This window comes from Bradyrhizobium lablabi (genome assembly GCF_018131005.1).
In the GTDB taxonomy this organism is placed as follows: Bacteria; Pseudomonadota; Alphaproteobacteria; order Rhizobiales; family Xanthobacteraceae; genus Bradyrhizobium; species Bradyrhizobium lablabi_D.
On record NZ_JAFCJK010000002.1, the window covers coordinates 377,277 to 397,313 of the forward strand.

Annotated in this window: 14 protein-coding genes and 1 pseudogene; 13 read left to right on the forward strand and 2 right to left on the reverse strand. The window is 61.5% G+C overall.

The window, feature by feature from the left end:
* The first annotated feature begins 196 nt into the window (after positions 1–196).
* The 5 genes from JQ553_RS06855 to JQ553_RS06875 all read left to right on the forward strand — a co-directional run bounded on the left by JQ553_RS06855 (position 197) and on the right by JQ553_RS06875 (position 8,016).
* The gene (locus JQ553_RS06855; RefSeq protein ID WP_212499142.1) at positions 197–1,198 is read left to right on the forward strand and encodes a tripartite tricarboxylate transporter substrate binding protein; all 1,002 of its coding nucleotides are present in this window, start codon (positions 197–199) and stop codon (positions 1,196–1,198) included.
* A 449-nt stretch (positions 1,199–1,647) separates the two neighbouring features.
* Positions 1,648–2,502 carry a hypothetical protein gene (locus JQ553_RS06860; protein WP_212499143.1) on the forward strand — a complete coding sequence of 285 codons (855 nt, stop codon included), beginning with the start codon at positions 1,648–1,650 and terminating at the stop codon, positions 2,500–2,502.
* Positions 2,503–2,574: 72 nt separating this feature from the next.
* The gene (locus JQ553_RS06865) at positions 2,575–5,562 is read left to right on the forward strand and encodes a glycosyl hydrolase 108 family protein (RefSeq protein WP_212499144.1); all 2,988 of its coding nucleotides are present in this window, start codon (positions 2,575–2,577) and stop codon (positions 5,560–5,562) included.
* A gap of 691 nt (positions 5,563–6,253) precedes the next feature.
* Positions 6,254–6,493, forward strand: a complete 240-nt coding sequence (locus JQ553_RS06870; protein WP_212499145.1) for a hypothetical protein — start codon at positions 6,254–6,256, stop codon at positions 6,491–6,493.
* An 809-nt stretch (positions 6,494–7,302) separates the two neighbouring features.
* Positions 7,303–8,016, forward strand: a complete 714-nt coding sequence (locus JQ553_RS06875) for an ROK family protein (protein ID WP_212499146.1) — start codon at positions 7,303–7,305, stop codon at positions 8,014–8,016.
* A 614-nt stretch (positions 8,017–8,630) separates the two neighbouring features.
* Here the strand turns inward: JQ553_RS06875 and JQ553_RS06885 are convergent.
* Positions 8,631–9,341: an alpha/beta hydrolase family protein gene (locus JQ553_RS06885; RefSeq protein WP_212499148.1), complete on the reverse strand. Its 711-nt coding sequence runs from the start codon at positions 9,339–9,341 to the stop codon at positions 8,631–8,633.
* A gap of 162 nt (positions 9,342–9,503) precedes the next feature.
* On the opposite strand from JQ553_RS06885, the gene JQ553_RS06890 reads away from it, so the two are divergent.
* The 8 genes and pseudogenes from JQ553_RS06890 (at position 9,504) to JQ553_RS06920 (ending at position 16,076) form a co-directional block, all read left to right on the forward strand.
* Complete coding sequence (locus tag JQ553_RS06890; RefSeq protein WP_212499149.1) at positions 9,504–10,202, forward strand: helix-turn-helix domain-containing protein; 699 nt, start codon at positions 9,504–9,506, stop codon at positions 10,200–10,202.
* A gap of 168 nt (positions 10,203–10,370) precedes the next feature.
* Complete coding sequence (locus tag JQ553_RS06895; RefSeq protein ID WP_212499150.1) at positions 10,371–10,631, forward strand: PepSY domain-containing protein; 261 nt, start codon at positions 10,371–10,373, stop codon at positions 10,629–10,631.
* Between the two features lie 386 nt (positions 10,632–11,017).
* Entirely contained in the window at positions 11,018–11,284 is a 267-nt protein-coding gene (locus tag JQ553_RS06900; RefSeq protein ID WP_312015094.1) for a hypothetical protein, read from the forward strand.
* A 208-nt stretch (positions 11,285–11,492) separates the two neighbouring features.
* Positions 11,493–11,663: pseudogene (locus JQ553_RS35055) on the forward strand (LysR family transcriptional regulator); the annotation flags it as partial.
* 117 nt (positions 11,664–11,780) lie between these two features.
* Positions 11,781–12,434, forward strand: coding sequence for a LysR substrate-binding domain-containing protein (locus JQ553_RS06905; RefSeq protein ID WP_312015111.1), 654 nt, complete (start codon positions 11,781–11,783; stop codon positions 12,432–12,434).
* A 143-nt stretch (positions 12,435–12,577) separates the two neighbouring features.
* Positions 12,578–13,771, forward strand: coding sequence for a CaiB/BaiF CoA-transferase family protein (locus JQ553_RS06910; protein ID WP_212499152.1), 1,194 nt, complete (start codon positions 12,578–12,580; stop codon positions 13,769–13,771).
* Positions 13,768–14,709 (forward strand): hydroxymethylglutaryl-CoA lyase, encoded by a 942-nt coding sequence (locus JQ553_RS06915; RefSeq protein WP_212499153.1) that lies wholly within the window; start codon positions 13,768–13,770, stop codon positions 14,707–14,709. The genes JQ553_RS06910 and JQ553_RS06915 overlap by 4 nt, the downstream gene beginning before the upstream one ends.
* 50 nt (positions 14,710–14,759) lie before the next feature.
* A complete protein-coding gene (locus JQ553_RS06920) occupies positions 14,760–16,076 on the forward strand; it encodes an MFS transporter (protein WP_212499154.1) in 1,317 nt (438 codons plus the stop codon).
* A 173-nt stretch (positions 16,077–16,249) separates the two neighbouring features.
* Here JQ553_RS06920 and JQ553_RS06925 read toward each other — a convergent pair whose 3' ends face one another.
* Entirely contained in the window at positions 16,250–20,026 is a 3,777-nt protein-coding gene (locus tag JQ553_RS06925; RefSeq protein ID WP_212499155.1) for a vitamin B12-dependent ribonucleotide reductase, read from the reverse strand.
* Positions 20,027–20,037 lie beyond the last annotated feature (11 nt).

A 20,037-nucleotide genomic window follows, 5' to 3' on the forward strand; every position in this document is an offset into this window, starting at 1 on the left:
CTTCGCGTGATCCGCGTCCATTTTCCGCAGTGGGTCCGTCTTTCACCCGATTGCGTCCCACGCCTTCCTGCGACATCGTCGCGGGCTTCTCAACGTGAAAGGCGGGTTTCCGCCATCGATCGCCGGTCGTAGAGTGGGCCAGAAGAGCAGCGCCAAGCTGTCGACGCAACGCACACGCCTTGAGGGGAGGACAGTGATGACGTCGCCTGTGAACCGCCGTCACGCGCTCGCGACCGTCGGCTCTTTCGTTGCTGCGCCCTGGTTGGCCTCAAGTACCGGACGCGCCGGAGACGCATGGCCGGGACGTTCGGTGCGCTATGTCAACGGCTTTCCGGCCGGTGGCGCCACCGATACGCTCTCCCGCGTGATCTGTCAGAGGATGAGCGAGCTCTCGGGCCAATCCTTTGTGGTCGAGAACAAGGCTGGCGCCGGCGGCGTCTTGGGCGCGGATGCGATCGCGAAGGCGCCGCCCGACGGCTACACGGTCGGACTCGGCGGGATCGCGAGCAACGTGCTTGCGATCGGCTCCTACGCAAAGCTTCCGTATCGCCCGCGCGAGGATTTCACATTCATCTCCGGCATGTGGCAATTGCCGAACATTCTTACCGCGAGGAAGGATCTGTTCTCCGCGGACTTGAAGGAATTGCTCGCGGCGTTCCGGAAGGACCCGGGAAAGTATACCTATGCGTCGGCGGGCTTCGGCACGACGCTGCACCTCTCAGGCGAGATGATGAACAGCATGGCGGGCGTCCACGTGAGGCATGTCCCCTATAAGGGTGGCGCTCCGGCACTGAACGACCTGCTCGGCGGCAATGTCGATCTGCTGTTCGACAATTTGCCGGGCTCGCTGCCGAGCGTACGCGCAGGCGCGATCAGACCGGTCGCGGTGACCTCGAAGACGCGGCTAGCGGAGCTTCCCGACGTGCCCGCTATGGCCGAATTGTTACCCGGCTACGAGCTTAGTTCGTGGGCCGGCCTCGTCGGCCCTGCGAACATAGCGAGCGACCTCGTCACGCAGATCAACGCGCTGACCGTGAAGGCCTTGAAAGACCCTTGGGTAGAAAAGCGCTACGCCGACCTCGGCGCCTCCGCCTGGCCGACAACGCCGCAGCAACTCGCCGCCTATCGTGACAGCGAGGAGACGAGGTTGCTGCCGATCATGAGGGCCGCTGGGATCAAGCCGGAGGGCGGTGGGTGAGGGGACTGGTCGCTGACTTTACGCGAGCCGACGGGTCGCGCGAACGCGCCCAATGACAGGCTCCGCGACGCCTCGGGTAATACTCCGACCGGCTCCCGATATCGCTCCACTCATCCTGGCCTCTCTTGCTATTTGAATGCACGCAAGCGCCCGTCCTGACGGCCGTCTCCGGGATAAATTGTCGCGGGCAGAATGTGAACTGCTTCACGCATGGGGTGGAGGAACTCAATCATGATACCGATGGTTGAGTGCAAGAATTCGAGCCCTGGTTGCATTGATCGGGAGGAGACCATGCGTGCAATCATCATTTTAAGAATCCTCGTATTTGTCCTGGCGACGACGTGTGTCGCGACGTCGGCATCGGCCTGCCCCGCGGGTTACCGCCCGTGCGGCGGCGCCTGCTGTCCCCGGTAAAACTATGTAGACGTGCGCCCCGAGAGGAGGCCGTCATGCGTATCAGGACCATGGTTACGATAGCCGCAATCGTCGTGGGAGCGCCCATCGCGGCGCATTCCCTGCAAACGCCGAGCAACGATCAGCTCGGCGACACGTTGCGGGAATATGGATTTATCCCGAAGAATCCGCCGACCACGCTGATGACCGTCGGGTCGCTCTACTACATCGATCCTGACGCGAAGCGTTTCACTCCAATATGCGTTGCCAGCAAGGCGGATATCGGAGAGGCCCTGCTTTCGTCCCCCAGCGTGGAGCTACAGCAGCGGCTCGAACGCAAGGGGCAGCTCGCGACCGGCATCAGCATTGACATCGGATGGATCTTCAAAGGCAGCGCCAGCAACGACTACGTCGTCAAGGTGAACTATTCACTCACGGACGTCCGCGTCGATGAGCTTCCGCTCGGCGTCAACTCGCAGATCTTCGGCAAGCTGATGGACCAACCGCAGTGCAATCAGGTGGCAGTGCAGTACATGCGTGCCGGCGGATATGTGTGTCAGGTGACCAGCATTTTATCAGCCACCGCTGAATTCAAGCTGGATCGCGATGTGCAAAACAAGTTGGGGACCAGTTCGAATGAAACGGTCAACGACGTCAAGGACATCATGAAGCGCGCCGTCGAGTCGCATGGCAATCAGGAAGTGGTCGACAAGGAAGGCCGGCTGCTGGCGGGCAAAGCACTGCAATACGGCGCCGCATTGACTCCGCTCTGCCTCGCGCCTGAGCATTCGCGGTTTTCCCGCGTCGTCCCGACCACGACTCTCGGTCGTTTCTGGAACTACGTGCTGTTCAATATCCTCGAGCCGATCCTTCCGGCCAAGGATGACGAGCCGGATACGTCGCAGGGGTAGAGCCTGAATGACGGAAGTGGCGCAGCATCACGCAACCACGGCAGTAGCCAGCACTGGCGGGAGTCAAAACAGATGGGCAAGCACACGTTTGACAGCTTGCGTGCCGACTACCGGCGACTGTGGGATGGGGCTACTGTTACCAAGTCGGCCGAAGCAAGGCGACAGGCCCAGTTGATCAACAGCCACCGTGCGACCTACGAGGACGTCGGCAAGACGGTCGGAGCGCCCTGGTGGGTGATCGGCGTCTTGCATCTGCGTGAGGCCGGCGAGGGCGATGTTGGCCGTTGGCTTTGTGTTTTGCACAACGGCGAAAAAATCATAGGGACCGGTCGTAAGACCTGCCTCGTGCCCGAGGGGCGCGGGCCATTCACGAGTTTTGGCGCAGCCGCGATCGATGCTTTCGAAGTCGAAGGTCTGAAAGACCGTCGCGAATGGAGCGAATGCCCGGTCGAATTCCTGGCTTACGTCTCCGAGAAATTCAATGGGTTCGGTTATCGCGACGAGCGCAACATGGTGAGCCCTTATCTTTGGGGCGGCACCAGCGTGCAGCAGCGGGGCAAATACATTGCCGACCACAAGTTCGACGAGAACACCATGGACCCGCAGATTGGGACGATGGCAGTACTCAAGAGCCTGCAGCAACTTGATCCGGGCATCGGCACGGTGGCGGGGCGGACGATCGTGTCCCAAGGGACCGCGTCTGCTCCAAGGACGACGCCTCCACCAGTTGCATCGGATCTCGCCAATCTCGTCGTCGCCGCCATGGAACGCAAGGGTTATCAGGTCGACCGCGGTCCAGGCCAACTCAATATTGTTTACGTCGAGGGGATGAATCCGGATGGCACACCCAACAACGACGAGGCCAACAAGTGGAACGACTTGCGCCTGCTGATCCGGTTCGAAGGCGGCCTCCCGAAGATCGTCGGCAAGTGGGCGGCAACGACCGAGCCGGGGCGGTACTGGACGGAGAACCCGTTGAGTCCTCTCGGCGCCGCGCGTATCGCATTCGGCCAGTACTCGAGTTGGCAGGTCGGAATGCACCACGCCGACAAGCCTTCGGGCCACGAAGCTCTCGTGCAGACCGGCGGACTGGTGACGGTCTGCCGTGACCTGAACAAGGACGGCCTGCGGACGGGCGACAGGTGCCAGACTGGAATATTCGGGATCAACCAGCATTGGGGCTTCGATCTGGCCGAGGTGGACAAGGCAAGCGCCGGCTGTTTGGTTGGTCAAAGCAAGGACGGCCATCGCGAGTTCATGGCCCTCGTGAAATCTGATCCGCGCTACCAGGCGAACCAGAAGTACGTGTTTGCTACCGCGGTCCTGCCGGAATCGGACGTACTGGCCGAAGCACTGGCCGTGGCTCCGCCGCCGGCACAACGACCGCCCGTGCTAGCCGACGCGAGTCGCAATGTGCGCCGCTGGCAAAAACTCCTTGGCTTTTCCGAACAGGAGCAAGACGGCATTTTCAGCTCGATCACCGAGGAGGCCGTGAAGCGATTCCAGCGCCGGCATGGACTGGTGGTCACCGGCGACCTCGATGAGAAAACACGGGACCTGTTGGAGCGGGAAGCAACGATCACCGTTGCGGATGCCCCGAGAATTTTGAAGCCGGTCGAACTCGTCAAGCAGCGCGAGCTCTTGAAGCAGTTCGTAGTTCCGGGGTCGCCTGGAAACGCCAGGCCGACCGAACCATTGCTCAAACCTCGTCTGCCCGATTTTACAAATCTATTTCCTAACCTTGCCACGGGAGTTGCAACCATGAATCCGTTGATTGCGCTTGCGGTTGGAGTTTTGCCCGAAATTCTAAAGGTTGTCGTCGGAGACAAAGCTGGTGGTGTCGCGGGCGCCGTCAGCCAGGCGGTCGCACAGATCGCCCACACGACAGATCCAGAGAAGGCGAGGGAGAAGCTCAACGCCGATCCGGCAGCGTTTTCCGAATTGCAGGTCAGGTTGGCTGAAATTGCGGCCGCTCAGGACGAAAAACGGCAGGAAGCACAGCTTGCATTGATCAAGGAGCAAAACGAGCAGGAGGCAAGACGGCAGCAGGCACAGATTGCGGTCCTCAAGGAGCAATATGAACAGGACGCAAAAAAGCGCGAAGCGCAGCTGGAGCAATTTCGTGTCCAGATCGAGGACACGAAGAGTGCGCGCTCTACCTTCAGCGCCCTGGCGCTCGCCAACAGTCCGATGGCCTGGGGAGCGCCAATGGTGTCGCTGGTCGTTACGCTCGGCTTCTTCGGGATATTGATCGTGCTGCTCACCCGCGGCATTGCGCCGGGCGATCAGGTGGCCCAGATCGTCAACATCACGGTGGGAGCTTTGGCCGCGGCATTTGCCACCGTTGTCAGCTTCTGGTTGGGGTCATCGCAGGGCTCACGGGCAAAGGATGCTTCGACCAGTGCAGCGATCGAGACCCAGGCGAGGCAAACCGAAGCGTTGCAAAGCACCCTCCTGCAGGCGCAGGTCAAACAAGCTGAGGTGCTGCAATCCACGGTCAAGACAGCAATCGCAACAGCGCCGGCGAAGGGACCTAAGTCGTCCAATTTTCGACGGAGCATTGACGTCGTGCTGGCAAACCAGGGAAGGTTTTCCGGCGATACAGGGGACCTGAACGCAGTCGCTCAATTCGGAATTACGATCGCTACCTTGCGAGATTGGCGGCAGGATCAGAAACTTGCGGCTGAGGATGTGCGCAACCTCGGGCGCGATGAAGCTTGCGAAATCTACCGGACGCGCTTCTGGAACGTCTTGCGGTGTGACGATCTTCCCGAGGGCGTCGACCTCGCTGTCTTTGATTTCGGCGTCAGCGACGGACCTGCGCGGTCGGCCAAGATGTTGCAGCAGGTTGTCGGCGCCGCTCCCGACGGCTCGATCGGCGACGCGACGATCGCGGCAACCAGAGCGATGGCTCCGAAAGATATCATTAAGGAAATTTCAGATCGCCGGTTGGACTACTACCGGGATTTGCCCAACGGGGCCCGGATGCGGGACAGAGCCGCCACCGTTGAGAAGATCGCTCTGGATATGATCCCGGCGGAACGGGCGATGGCTGCTTAGCGTACCGAACCCAAAGGAGAAGCTCCATGACTACGATGAAATTCTTGTCGGCGGGATTGATCGGAATCGCGATGCTCACCACGTCCGCCATGGCTCGTGAGCATCTCACGGCCGAGCGACACGCCGTACGGAAGGAAAATGCGCAGCACCACGTTGGCCGCTGGATTTACAGCCATCCCCGCATTCCAGCAGCGTCCGACTCATCGCCTCGGAACGAGCCAGGCGGCGTGTGTGATCAGGGCGACAACGCGATGATTTGCTGAATCGCCGCCATTCGCTTGCTAGCTTAGTCACTAGGCGCTCATGGCGAGGCGAAGCATTGCGCCGTCTCGAAGCATGCGGCCATCAAGGGATAGCTAGAAGGCGGGTTAGCGAATGGTACCCGGCAGACCAGAGAGCGCGGATTACGCCTTCGGCTAATCGGCCCTGCGCTTGTTCCGGCGCTCCTCAGGAATGAGAGGGGGTGGCTCGGGTGCGACCGCCTACCCATCATCGACAACCCCACCATCAACTGTTCGTCTCGATCGAGACGATATCACGACACATCACGAAAGCTGGATTGGGAGCCAGAAGCTCTGCGGCGTCGGAATTAAATCGCCGTTCGATCGGTCATACCAGTGCACGACCTGGTGCATTCGGCAAAGCAGGCAAATGTCCCTGAGCGTGCTGAATCCAAAAAGGAGAAGCTCTCATGACTACAATCAAATTCGTGTCGGCGGGATTGATCGCGATTGCGATGTTCACGACATCAGCCGTGGCTCATGAAAATTTCGTAACCGAGCGGCACGTCGCACGGCAGGACAGCGTTGGCACCTTCCTCACCGGCCGCAGGGCTTACAACCATGTCCGCATGCCCACGGCGTCCGTCACGTCGTCCCGGAATGAGCCCGGCGGAGTCTGCGACGAGGGCGACAATCCGATGATATGCTGACCTATTAACGAAGTGTAACCTGTCGGTTGGGTCGTTGAGTCCTCAGTGCCATTGCCGGCAGGCCAGCCGATCAATGGATGGTTTCGACCAGGGTTACTTTCACATGACATCACAAGAGTTGGATCGGCATCCGCTAGCCTTGGTGGTGACGGAATAGAATGCCATGAGGTTAGTCATACCAGCACAGAACTCGTGCATTCAGCAGGGGAGGCAAACGTCCTTGGGCTGACTGAATCAAAAAAGGAGAAGTTCGATGACACAAATTAGATACCTGTCGGCGGGATTGATGGCGATTGCCATGCTCACAATTTCCGTTGTGGGCCAAGAGAGCTTCGCGGCTGAACGACTCACCGCACGGAGCGAACATGCGAGTGGTTCCCACGCTGGCCACTGGATTTTCAGCCGTGCCCCCGCTTCAGCTCCATCCGCTCAATCCGAAATGTCGCCCCACAACGAGCCCGGCGGCGTTTGTGACCAGGGCGATAATCCGATGATCTGCTAAGCTCGGCACTCCAGCGCCCCACAAGGCCGCCGCCGCGCACGAGATGCGCGGCGGCGGATGCCTGACGAAGCGCGAGACGAGGTTGCCGCCATCTGCATCCTCGATCTCGTCATCGACGAGATCTGGGGTCAGCGAGTAGCATGCATGAGCGACGCGATATCCGCATGCGTGCGGGATTGGTTCGGTAGCTGCCCCAGACATCGCCAGGCTTGCGATTGAGTGCGCGTTTGCGCGGCCCTTTGGCTGATCCAGGGGACGCATGCTACGTTCTTGAGCGACAATTGCCGCTCAAGAGAGACACGGATTCATGGCGAAGGAACTGGCGAGACGAGCAGCGCGACGAACCGTCCTGGTGATCGATGTCGGCGGAACGCACGTTAAGGTGATGACCGACAAGGGGCGAACCAAGCGCGAGTTTGTCTCGGGTCCTGATCTTTCCGCCAGAGTGATGGTGAGGAAAGTCAAGGCGCTGACGAAAGACTGGACCTACGATGTCATCTCGGTCGGATATCCGGGGCCTGTCGTCCGCAACCGGCCCTTGGCGGAGCCTCATAATCTCGGTCGCGGGTGGGCAGGCTTCGACTTCCAAGAGGCGTTCGGCCGCCCGACGAAGGTCGTCAACGATGCGCTGATGCAGGCGATCGGCAGCTACCAGGGCGGCCGGATGCTGTTCCTCGGACTGGGAACGGGCCTCGGATCCGCGATGGTCGTCGATGGCGTTCCCCAGCCGATGGAGCTCGGTCACCTGCCATACGTCAAGAGCAAGACCTTCGAGGACTACGTCGGAGCGGCAGGTCTCAAGCGCCTTGGAAAGAAGAGATGGCGACAGGCCGTCGACGACGTCGTGAAGCGGCTGTTCGCCGCGCTGCAGCCTGATTACATCGTGTTGGGCGGTGGAAACGCCGACAAGGTCGACAGCCCGCCGCGCATGGTCCGGTTCGGCAAGAACGCCAATGCATTCGAGGGCGGGTTTCGGCTGTGGAGGAGGGGTGCGGTCAGAACGTCCGGCTTGCGCCCATAAAGGACTCCGCTCCGGCGCATCCGTGCGCGGCGCTCAGGGCTGCGCTTGTTGCTCCCTAAGCAAATCTGCGGAAGTGTCGCGAACCAATTCAAAGAGCGTATCTGCGGGAGGTTCGTCCGAACCGAGGGTTTCTGACGCGAGTTTGAATGGAGCTTAGCAATCACGGCAGTACCTTACGACGCGCTCAATTTCGGATCGGCTTGATATTCCCAGATATCGCAGAGTTTTATCGTCGAATCTCGCAAGGGCCATCACCGCCGTCCTGATCTCTCGTTCGCGTTGCCAATGCGAGCGAAGCCTAAAGATAATTTTTCCAGCGCCAACGGCACTCGCAGGAGTCGCAACCTCAGCGCTACGACGCCGAGATGCATTGTGAACAATACGACCATCATTCTGCGACCTGTGACTGCCGACCATAAGACGTCTCGCTGTTGCCATTGACGGAAACTCTTGCCGTCCTGGTGGATGGAAGTCGTTCCTCCGCTGGATGCCACGTGGCCGTCGCGCATGTCATGGTCAAGGTACGATATCCACCGACTTCGGCGTCGTCGGCATGTGCGCTCGCCACTCATCTTGCAACGTGGGCGGAGCTGCTGACCGACAAGCTCGCCCGATCAGGACGCCCGCTGGAGCAGAAGTTTGGCGAGTTCGTTTGGCATGTCGATCATCGCATCGTGGCTACAATTGAGCTCTTCACACCACCAGCCGCGCCGCTTGGCCAGCGTTGCAAATTGAACGAAAAGACCACCAAGACCATCCCACCCGCGCGTGAGAATATACCCAATATCTGCGACGCTATCGCAAGCACCGCTGAGCCGGGCGGGCGTCTCATTGGTGACATGCGGATGCATTGTGCACCGCCGGTCAACCCAATCAGCGTCCGCCCCACTAAGCCCCATAGCTGCTGCCGGGAGCGGGGGCACCTTCCAACCTTGGCCATGAAGGACGGCCAGAACATGCAGGCTCTTGCCAGAATCGGCCAGATAGCTGGCGACCGACTTGCCGTTTTCGGGCACGAAGGCGTCAAGGTAGATGAGCGAGCCAATTCGATCGGGCAAGCGGTCTGCGACGTGTCGTGCGATGGCTCCCCCATAGGAGTGGCCAACCAGGACCACGTCCCGCAGATCTTCCCAGATCAACAGATTGGCGACATCCGCAATGTGGGTCTCGAAGCCAACTTCACGGCTCAACAGGTGTGAGCGATCTCCGAGGCCGGTCAGGGTCGGAGTAAAGACCCCGTGTCCCTTGGCCGTTAGCTGGCCACGAATTCGTGACCAGCACCAGCCACCATGCCAGGCGCCATGAATCAGAACGTAGTTTGTCATTGCAGATAAACCTTTTAACGCTGTGACGATCGGGCGCTCACAAACGCAGTGTCCGAGACTGGCGCGTTGGTGGCGTCGCCGCAGACTTCGGTCGAAGCAGCTACGCCATCAAGTCCGTTTTTCAGACTGGAATTCGAGATCCTCCGTGATTAGGTCGCGTGAATGCCAGCCGGTTATGGTCAATTCTGCCCGATTGCAAAGGCGTCCGAAGTCTTCGCCACGCGCTGGACGCCGCTCATCCTGCGCGAATTGATGTCCGGTGCGCATTCCTTCAACGACATTCATCGCGGCGTTCCGCTGATATCGCGGGCCGTTCTGGTCGCGCGGCTGCGGCAATTGGAGAAGCAGGGCGTCGTTGAACGACGAATTCGTGTCGAGGGAGCAGGTTACGAGTATTGGCTTAGCGAAGCCGGCGAAGGCTTTCGCCCGGCGGTCGATGCGCTCGGTCGGTGGGGTCTCTCCCACACGTGCGACCGGATCGAACCATCTGATCTTGATCCGGGCTTGCTGATGTGGGCATTGCGCAAGCGGGTGAAGCTGAGCGCGCTACCGACACAAAGGATCGTCCTGCGTTTCGAATTCCTGGGCGTGCCGGCGAGCCGCACAAAGCTAAAAGTCATGTGGCTTTTGCTTGAGCGTTCTGGTGCCGACGTATGCGCCAGGGATCCCGGATTTGCCGTCGATCTCACGCTTCGGGGCAACATTCGTGACTGGATAGCCCTTCTTCTAACCCAGACAAGATGGCGCGATTTAGTGGGGGCCGCCCTTCAAATTGAGGGAGACCGAAAATTGATGACAATGGTTCCGGCGTGGCTTCAATTCGATGCGGTCAGCAAGGACAAGCTGGCAGTCGCATCGTGAAGCCGTGGGGTAACAACACGAGCTTTCGCCAATGGTGATTGCGGCGGGAACCGTCACCAAATCGCCTCAGCTGCCGAAGTTTCTTGCTTGTTCGTGATGCGCCGTGTCGGAACTGATGCCAATTCCGCTCGTTCTATGCGACGTAGACAGTTCGACAGGAGTGGGACCATGCGAAAAGTGATTCTTCCAATCGTCACCGCCTTGGCGCTCGGTGCAGCGACACCCGCCATGGCTTACGATTCCGGCGACCAGATTTCGATGCAGGCCGCGCTCGATGTGGCGACCGATCTCGGCGTCGTGACGGTGTCCCACACCCAGTTCCTCGGTGATGAATGGGAGATCGAAGGCCGCGACGGCGTCGGCCGCTGGATGGAGGTCTATGTCGACTCCCGAACGGCCGAGGTGCGCAACGTGAATCGCGGATGGTAGTGCGGTCTTCGTAGGGCATCAGCGCGCATCTTATGCGCAGGAGACAGAAGGGCGGGTAATCCGCCCTTTCGCTTTCCTATCTCGCGAGCGGCGGGCTGCCCGCATGAGCGAAGCGATATGCGGGCATGAGCGGAATGCATTGCCGTCGATGCGACGCGGGGGGCGTCGCTCGGGAATATCATTCTATTTTCGTGCGGAATTTAAGCACGGGCCTCCAGTCGCGTGCGTAGTCGTGAAATGAAAACTCAAGCAAGGCTTTGACGACTGTCATGGCGGTCGCGTTAGGGCCGATCACGATGATGTTTAATATGATAGACATCATCTTATTGACGGTAGGACACGGGTGCATATCTCCGGTTCTGGAGATATTACCCAGGAGAATTTCCGTGAAGAAGATATCGCTAGTCGTCGCAGCCGCTGCTGCGATCTCAATTGGCGCTGCGACTGCGAGCTCCGCGGTCGAGTTGCCGACCTATGAAGCAGATGGGTTGCCGATCTCGCCGGTACAGGTTGGCGTGCTGGGAGCGGCGCGTGTCCAAGGGCAGTCGGAGGTCACGACCAATACGCCGTCTCCGCATCAGCTGAGTGTCCTGACGCCTCGGCGGAAGCAGACGGCGGCGACGTCGGTCCGCAATGGACGGGTGACCAATTAATCGCGCTTGGTCTTCAGCGCGTAGGAGAGGGCGGCCGGTTGGCCGCCCTTCGACCGGCTGCTCGAGGTTTCATTGGGAAGAATCGTCGGACGCCGCCGGCGTGTTGGTAAAAACGACCAATTCCGTGATTTCACGCCGCCAGTTTTGATAATTGTCGCTGTTTTCGAAATGCTAATCTTCCGCTGCCATGAAAAATGCGGCAGGAAATATGAACTCGAAACTAACGAGATCGACGGCTCATCTGGCCCGTCGGATCGACCTCACGACGCTGCAACTCTTCGTTGCCGTATGCGAAGAAGGCAATCTCACTCGCGCCTCGCAACGCGAAGCGATCGCGCCATCCGCCGTCAGCAAACGCCTTCACGATCTTGAGGAACTGTTCCAAGTCGCCTTGTTCGATCGTCAGCCGTCGGGAATGGCGTTGACGTCGGCGGGCGAGTCTCTGCTGCACCATGCGCGAGTGACTTTGCTGAACGTCGAGAAGATCGCGGTCGACATGACTGATTTCGCGCAGGGCGTGCGAGGCCATGTGCGGATGCTTGCCAACCTGTCGTCGATCGTCGAGTTCCTGCCCGACGACCTGCCCGGTTTCTTTCGCACGCATAGTCTCGTCCGCCTGGATCTTCAGGAGCGTCCAAGTGCGGAGGTCGTGCGGGGAATCGAGGAGGGCGCGGCCGAACTCGGCATTTGCTCCGCGGACGTCGGAACGCGTGGACTGACCCGCCACGCCTACCGCAACGACCGGCTGGTGATCGTGGTGCCGCAGCGTCATCCGCTCGCGGCGTGCTGCGAGATATCCTTCAGCGACACGCTCGACTACGATCACGTTGGCCTTTTCGCAACTAGCTCGATCTACCTGCGTTCGCAGATCGCTGCGCAGCAGCTTGGAAAGTCGTTACGGCTTCGTGTTCACGTCCCCGGTTTCGATGCCGTATGCCGCATGGTGCAAGCCGGCATGGGCGTCGGATTGATGCCCGACCGTGCGTTCGAGGTGCTAAGCGGAGGTATGAAATTGCGAGCAATCCGGCTTCGCGACGAATGGGCGAACCGTGAATTGACGCTTGTGGCTCGCGATCAGGCGGGGATGTCCCCGATCAGCCGATTGATGCTCGAACATCTCCGGCGTCCGATGTCGCAGCGATCGCACTAGAAATATCCGCCGAAGTGCGATTTCGGCGAAGCAGTTGATGCGGTCGTTCTCGATCCACGAACGCCTTGTCTTGAAAGGCGATTAGACTCCAGCCCCTATCTCGGCAACTCCTTAACGAAAGACAAATTCGAGGAGCGCCGACATTGGGTGGACCGTTGAATGGCATTCGCGTTGTCGAATTCGGCACGTTGATTGCTGCGCCTTTTGCGGCGCGCTTGTTCGCCGAGTTCGGCGCGGAAGTGATCAAGATCGAACAACCCGGAAGTGGCGATCCGCTGCGAAAGTGGCGCAAGCTCCATCAGGGTACGTCGCTCTGGTGGTACCTGCAGTCCCGCAACAAGAAGTCGGTCGCGATCGACCTGAAGTCGGCGGAAGGGCGGATGCTCGCCCTGGATTTGGCCGCGTGCGCCGACGTCGTCATCGAGAACTTCAAGCCCGGCGGCCTCGAAAAGCTCGGGCTCGGGTGGGACGTGCTGTCGGCCCGCAATCCGAACCTGACGTTGGTCCGCATCTCCGGCTTCGGCCAGACTGGCCCTTATCGCGATCGCTCCGGCTTCGGTGCCATCGGCGAGGCCATGGGCGGCTTGCGGTTCACGACCGGCGATCCGGATAACCCTCCAGCTCGCGTCGGCATCAGCATCGGCGACAGTCTGGCTTCGTTGCACGGCGTGATCGGTGCGCTGATGTCTCTCTTGCGTGTGAAGAGCGGGCAGGGCCGTGGCCAGGTCGTCGACGTCTCGCTCTACGAAAGCGTCTTCAATCTGATGGAAAGCCTCGTGCCGGAATACGATCTGATGGGCCACGTCCGGACCAGAACCGGCGGCGCGTTGCCCGGCATCAGCCCCTCCAACACCTATCCGAGCGCGGACGGCAGCCATGTCGTCATCGCCGGCAACAGCGATGCGATTTTCGGACGTCTGATGGGCGTGATCGGACGGCCGGACCTCGCCCGGGATCCCGCGCTCGCGAGCAACGACGGGCGCGTCCGTCGCAACGACGCGATCGACGATGCGATCAGCGCGTGGACCAGGAAGAGGCCGCTCGATGAGATCCTGACTGCCCTCGACGCCGCCGACGTTCCGGCGGGACGGATCTATTCGGTCGCCGATATCGTCGCCGATCCGCATTATCTGGCCCGCGAAATGATCCTGCCGACCGAGTTGCCCGGCAATGTCGCGGTCAAGATGCCCGGCATCACGCCGAAGCTCTCGGAAACGCCGGGTGCCGTGAACTGGCCGGGCCCGACGCTCGGCCAACACACCGACGAGGTGCTCGGTGGCCTTGGTCTCGGCGAGCAGGAGGTACGCCGGCTTCGGAAGATCGGAGCCGTCCAATGACGCGGGCAGTACCCGACATCGTAATCCAGGAGGTCGCCCTGCGCGACGGCCTGCAAATCGAACCACAATGGGTCGAGACCGACGACAAGGTCGATCTGGTCGACGCGCTCGCTGCCGCCGGCCTGCGGCGTATCGAGGTCTCCTCCTTCGTTTCACCGAAGGTCGTGCCCTCGCTGTGGGACGCGGACGTGGTGTTCAAGCGCATCCAGCGTCGTCCAGGCACGGTCTATTCTGCTCTGGTGCCGAACCTCAAGGGCCTCGCCAGCGCGTTGCGGGCGCGCGTCGACGAGGTCAATTTCGTCATGTCGGCGAGCGAGACCCACAATCGCGCTAACGTCAACATGAGCCACGAGCGCTCGCTCGCGGCGCTCGCCGAGATCGTCGCGTCGGCCCGCCCCGCCGGCATCAAGGTCAATGCGACCATCGCGACCGCCTTCGGGTGTCCGTTCGAGGGCGCACAGCCGCTCGAGAAGGTGCTCAAGATCGCCGGACGCTATCTCTCGTTCGGCGTCGACGGCATTACGCTCGCCGACACGACGGGAATGGCCAATCCCCGCCAGGTTTCGGCGCTCCTTGCCGACGTGCTCTCGCTGACGTCCCGAGACAGGCTGACGCTGCACTTCCACAATACCCGTGGGCTGGGCCTGGTTAACGTGCTCGCCGCCTACGACACGGGTGCGCGTCGTTTCGACACGGCGCTCGGAGGATTGGGCGGTTGTCCGTTCGCGCCCGGCGCCACCGGCAATGTCTGCACCGAGGATCTCGTCAACCTGTTCCATGAGATCGGGCTCTCGACCGGTCTCGATCTGCAGGCGCTGATCGCACTGTCGCGCCGGCTTCCCGACCTGGTCGGCCACGACGTGCCCGGCCAGGTCGCCAAGGCCGGGCGAGCGCAGGACCTGCATCCCATTCCAACGGCCTTGCAGAATTCCGGATAGCGGTCGGCGATCCGCCGAAGAAAAACAGAACACACAGGGAAGGAAACATCATGACGATCACGGCGCCGCTCATCGAGGATGTCGGCTCGACGGTTACCGAACAGAAGGTCATCAGCAAGATCGCATGGCGGCTGATGCCGCTGATCATCGTCTGCTATTTCTTCGCCTTCTTCGACCGCGTCAACATCAGCTTCGCCAAGGCGGCGCTGCAGGCCGATCTGGGTTTGAGCAATACGGCCTATGGCTTCGGCGCCAGCCTGTTCGTGGTCGGCTACGTGCTGCTGGAGGTGCCGAGCAACATGCTGCTGTATCGGTTCGGCGCGCGGCGCTGGATCGCCCGCATCATGATCTCGTGGGGGCTTGCGACCGCCGCCATGGTGTTTGTGAGGACCGAGTGGCAGTTCTACGGCCTGCGCTTCCTGATCGGCGCGATGGAGGCCGGCTTCGCGCCCGGCATTCTCTATTATCTCACTCTCTGGTTTCCGAAGTCGCACCGCGGACGCATGACATCCGTGTTCTTTCTCGCGACCGCCTTCTCCGGAATCATCGGCGCGCCGGTCTCTGGTCTGATCCTGAGCCATCTGCACGGCGTGCACGGCATCGCCGGCTGGCAGTGGCTGTTCCTGGCGGGCGGCCTGCCTTGCGCGGCGCTGGGGTTCGTCGTGCTGCTTCGCCTCGACGACGATATCTCGCAGGCCAAATGGCTCAGTGCCCAGGAACGCGGCGTCATCTCCACACAGCTGGATCGCCAGCGCGACGAAATCGGCGAGCATTCGCAGTGGCGCGCGCTATTGATGCCCGGCGTGCTGTTGCTGGGATTTATCTACTTCCTGATCCAGGTCGCGTCCTACGGCTTGAACTTCTGGGCTCCCGACCTGATCAAGACCGCCGGTGGCGGCAATTCGACGACTGTCGGCTTCTTGACCGCGGTTCCTTATATCTGCGGCGCAATAAGTATGCTTGTCGTCGGGCAATTGTCCGATGCGACCGGCGAGCGTCCGAAGTTCGTGGCCGCGCTGATCTTTGCCGCGGCGATCGGCTTCTTCGCCGCGGGAATGTTCGACAGGAACGTACCGCTGCTGGTCGGCGCGCTCGCCGTGCTCGGCGCCGGCGTGGTCGCGGCGATCCCGACCTTCTGGACAATGCCGCCAAAGATCCTGGCCGGCGCTGGCGCGGCCAGCGGCATCGCGCTGATCAATACGATCGGCCAGCTGGGCGGCATTGTCAGCCCCGTGATGGTCGGGTCGATCAAGGACATGACCGGCAGCGCGACGCCTGCGCTCTATGTCATCGGTGGACTCTGCCTGTTCTGCGGCTCGCTGCTGCTGCTGGCGATGCCCCGCGGGCTGAAGCAGAACGATCTGTGATCCGCCGTTGGCCGTGCAAGCATGCTGGTCAACCTAGCGTCTCACAGTTGATTCACGGTTAGTTGCTCGCGGCGATGCTCTAGGAGCCCACTATGGCGATGGGCGGCCTTTCAGCCGCCCTTCGTGGATGTCCAGGTCAAGCCCGGGCGTCGCCGCAATCGTCGTCTGGCGACTCACGAACACCCCGTCGTACTTCCACACGTATCGCACTTCATGCAGGTGCCGTTCCGCACCAGCGTGAAGTTGCCGCACTCCGAGCACATCTCGCCTTCGTAGCCCTTTGCCTTCGCTTCTGCACGGCGTTCGGCCTTGCTGGGCGCGGCTGCGGCGGCTGCGCCCGCCTTGCTCCATTGCAGGGCTTCGAGCTTCTCGGTCGGCGACAGGTCGTGGCTGACTTCCTGCTTCAGCGCCACCGCGCCCTCGATGGTGTCGGAGAGGCCGCCGCGCCCGGTTCCACCGTGCGAGGAGAGGGCGGTGACGCGGGAGCCGCCTGATGGCGCCGAGTCGGAGTTGCCGGTGACAGCGGCCGAGCCACCGCGCATGATGACGAGGTTGTCGGTGCGTGAGCGGGTCAGGCCCTTCGACAGGTACTTGGTCGCCTGCGTCTGGCCCTGGGCTTCCGGCTCCTTGCCTTCCCCGACTCCCTTGCCGAGCGCGTCGAAATTGCTCTCGTTCGGATCGACATGGGCGAGGTCGAAGCGGCCCATGTAGCTCACCGCGAGCTCGCGGAAGACATAGTCGAGAATCGAGGTCGCGTACTTGATGCTGTCGTTGCCTTGCACGGGGCCCGCCGGCTCGAAGCGGGTGAAGGTGAAGGCGTCGACATATTCCTCCAGCGGCACGCCATATTGCAGGCCGAGCGAGACCGCGATCGCGAAGTTGTTGATGAAGGAACGGAGCGCCGCGCCTTCCTTGTGCATGTCGATGAAGATCTCGCCGAGACGGCCGTCGTCATATTCGCCGGTTCGGAGATAGACCTTGTGGCCGCCGACCACCGCCTTCTGGGTGTAGCCCTTGCGGCGATCCGGCATCTTCTCGCGCTCACGCATCACGACGATGCGCTCGACGAGCTTCTCGACGATCTTCTCGGAAACCTGGGCGGCACGCGCGGCCATCGGCTTCTCGTAAAGCGCCTCCACCGCATCGTCCTCGTCCTCATCGTCAGAGATGAGCTGCGAGTTGAGCGGCTGGGACAGTTTCGAGCCGTCGCGGTAGAGCGCGTTGGCCTTCAGCGCGAGCTTCCAAGACAACAGATAGGCGGACTTGCAGTCCTCCACGGTGGCATCGTTCGGCATGTTGATGGTTTTCGAGATCGCGCCTGAGATGAACGGTTGCGACGCCGCCATCATGCGGATGTGGCTCTCGACCGAGAGGTAGCGCTTGCCGATCTTGCCGCAGGGGTTGGCGCAGTCGAACACCGCATAATGTTCTGGTTTGAGGTGGGGAGCTGATTCCACCGTCATCGCGCCGCAGATGTGCACGTTGGCGGCCTCGATCTCGCGCTTGGTGAAGCCGACGGCGGCGAGCAGGTCGAAGCCGGGGGCTGCGATCGCCTCGGCGCCGATGCCGAGCTGATCGCGGATGAAATCCTCGCCGAACGTCCACTTGTTGAAGGCGAACTTGATGTCGAACGCGGTCGGCAGCGCCTTCTCGACCTTGGCGATCGCCTCGTCGGTGAAGCCCTTGGCCTTCAGCGTCGAGGCGTTGATGCCGGGTGCGTTGGAGAGCGAGCCGTGGCCGACGGCGTAGGCTTCGATCTCCGCGATCTCGCTCTCGCGATAGCCGAGCGTGCGCAGCGCTTCCGGCACCGCCTGGTTGATGATCTTGAAGTAGCCGCCGCCGGCGAGCTTCTTGAATTTCACCAGCGCGAAGTCGGGCTCGATGCCGGTGGTGTCGCAATCCATCACGAGGCCGATGGTGCCGGTCGGCGCCACCACGGTCGTCTGGGCGTTGCGATAGCCGTTGGCTTCGCCGAGCGACAGCGCGTCGTCCCAGGCCCTGACCGCATGCGTGACGATGTCGGCCTGCGGGCAGGAGGCGTGATCGAGCGGCACCGGATTGACCGAGAGCGCCTCATAGCCGGTGGCCTGGCCGTGGGCGGCGCGGCGGTGGTTGCGGATCACGCGCAGCATGTGGCCTGCGTTCTTCTTATAGCCTGGGAAGGTGCCGAGCTCCGCGGCCATCTCGGCCGAAGTCTTGTAGGCGATACCGGTCATCACTGACGTCAGCGCGCCGCAGAGAGAACGGCCTTCCTTCGAGTCGTAGGGCAGGCCCATGGTCATCAACAGACCGCCGATATTCGCAAAGCCGAGGCCGAGCGTACGGAATTCGTAGGAGAGCTCCGCGATGGCCTTGGACGGGAACTGGGCCATCATGACGGAAATTTCCAGCACGATGGTCCAGAGCCGGCAGAGGTGCTCGTAGGACTCGACGTCGAAGCGCCTGGTCGCCGTGTTGTAGAACGTCAGCAGGTTGGCCGAGGCGAGATTGCACGCCGTATCGTCCAGGAACATGTATTCCGAGCACGGATTGGAGGCGCGGATGTCGCCGGACGCCTTGCAGGTGTGCCAGTCGTTCATCGTGGTGTTGAAGTGCAGGCCCGGATCGGCGGAGGCCCAGGCGGCGTAGCCGATCTTCTCCCAGAGCTCGCGCGCCTTCAGCGTCTTCGTAATCTTCTTCGTCGTGCGGCCGATCAGATTCCAGTCGCCGTCGGTCTCGACCGCGCGGAGGAAATCGTCCTTCAGCGAGACCGAGTTGTTGGAGTTCTGGCCCGAGACGGTGAGATAGGCTTCCGAATCCCAGTCGGTGTCGTAGGTGTCGAACTGGATCTCCTTGTAGCCCTGCTTTGCGAACTGGATGACGCGCTTGATGTAATTGTCGGGCACGAGGTTGCGGCGCGCGAGCTTGATCTCGCGGCGTAGCGCCGGGTTCTTCTCGGGATCGAAGCAGTCGTCGCCGCTGCCTTCGCAGTTGACGCAGGCCTTCATCACGGCCTTGAGATGCTTCTGGTTGATCTTGGAGCCGGTGACGAGGGCTGCGACCTTCTGCTCCTCCTTCACCTTCCAGTCGATATAGGTCTCGATATCGGGGTGATCGGCGTCGACCACGACCATTTTTGCCGCGCGGCGCGTGGTGCCGCCGCTCTTGATCGCGCCGGCCGCGCGGTCGCCGATCTTGAGGAAGCTCATCAGGCCGCTCGAGCGACCGCCGCCGGACAGGCGCTCGCCTTCGCCGCGCAGGCGCGAGAAATTCGAGCCGGTGCCGGAGCCATATTTGAACAGGCGCGCCTCACGCACCCAGAGATCCATGATGCCGCCATCGTTGACGAGGTCGTCCTCGATGCCCTGGATGAAGCAGGCATGCGGCTGCGGATGCTCGTAGGCCGACTTGGATTTCGTCAGCTTGCCGGTCTTCCAGTCGACGTAATAATGGCCCTGGCCCGGACCATCGACGCCGTAGGCCCAGTGCAGGCCGGTGTTGAACCATTGCGGCGAGTTCGGCGCGACCATCTGCTTGGCGAGCTGGCAACGCAGCTCGTCGAAGAAGGCCAGCGCATCTTCTTCGCTCGAGAAATAGCCGCCCTTCCAGCCCCAATAGGTCCAGCAGCCGGCCAGCCGATCGAACACCTGCTTGGCCGAGGTCTCGCTGATATAGCGCTCGCTCTCGGGCAGCAGGCCGAGCGCCTCGGTGTCCGGCACCGAACGCCACAGCCAGGACGGCACGGTCTCTTCGTCGACCTTCTTCAGCCGCGCGGCGACGCCCGCCTTTCGGAAATACTTCTGCGCCAGCACGTCGGAGGCGACCTGCGACCAGAATTCGGGGACTTCAACGTTCTCGGCGCGGAACACGACCGAGCCGTCGGGATTGCGGATCTCCGATGTCGTCAATCTGAAATTGATGCCGGCATAGGGTGATTGTCCGCTGGTGGTGTTGCGCCGTTCGATTCGCATTGGTCGAGCCC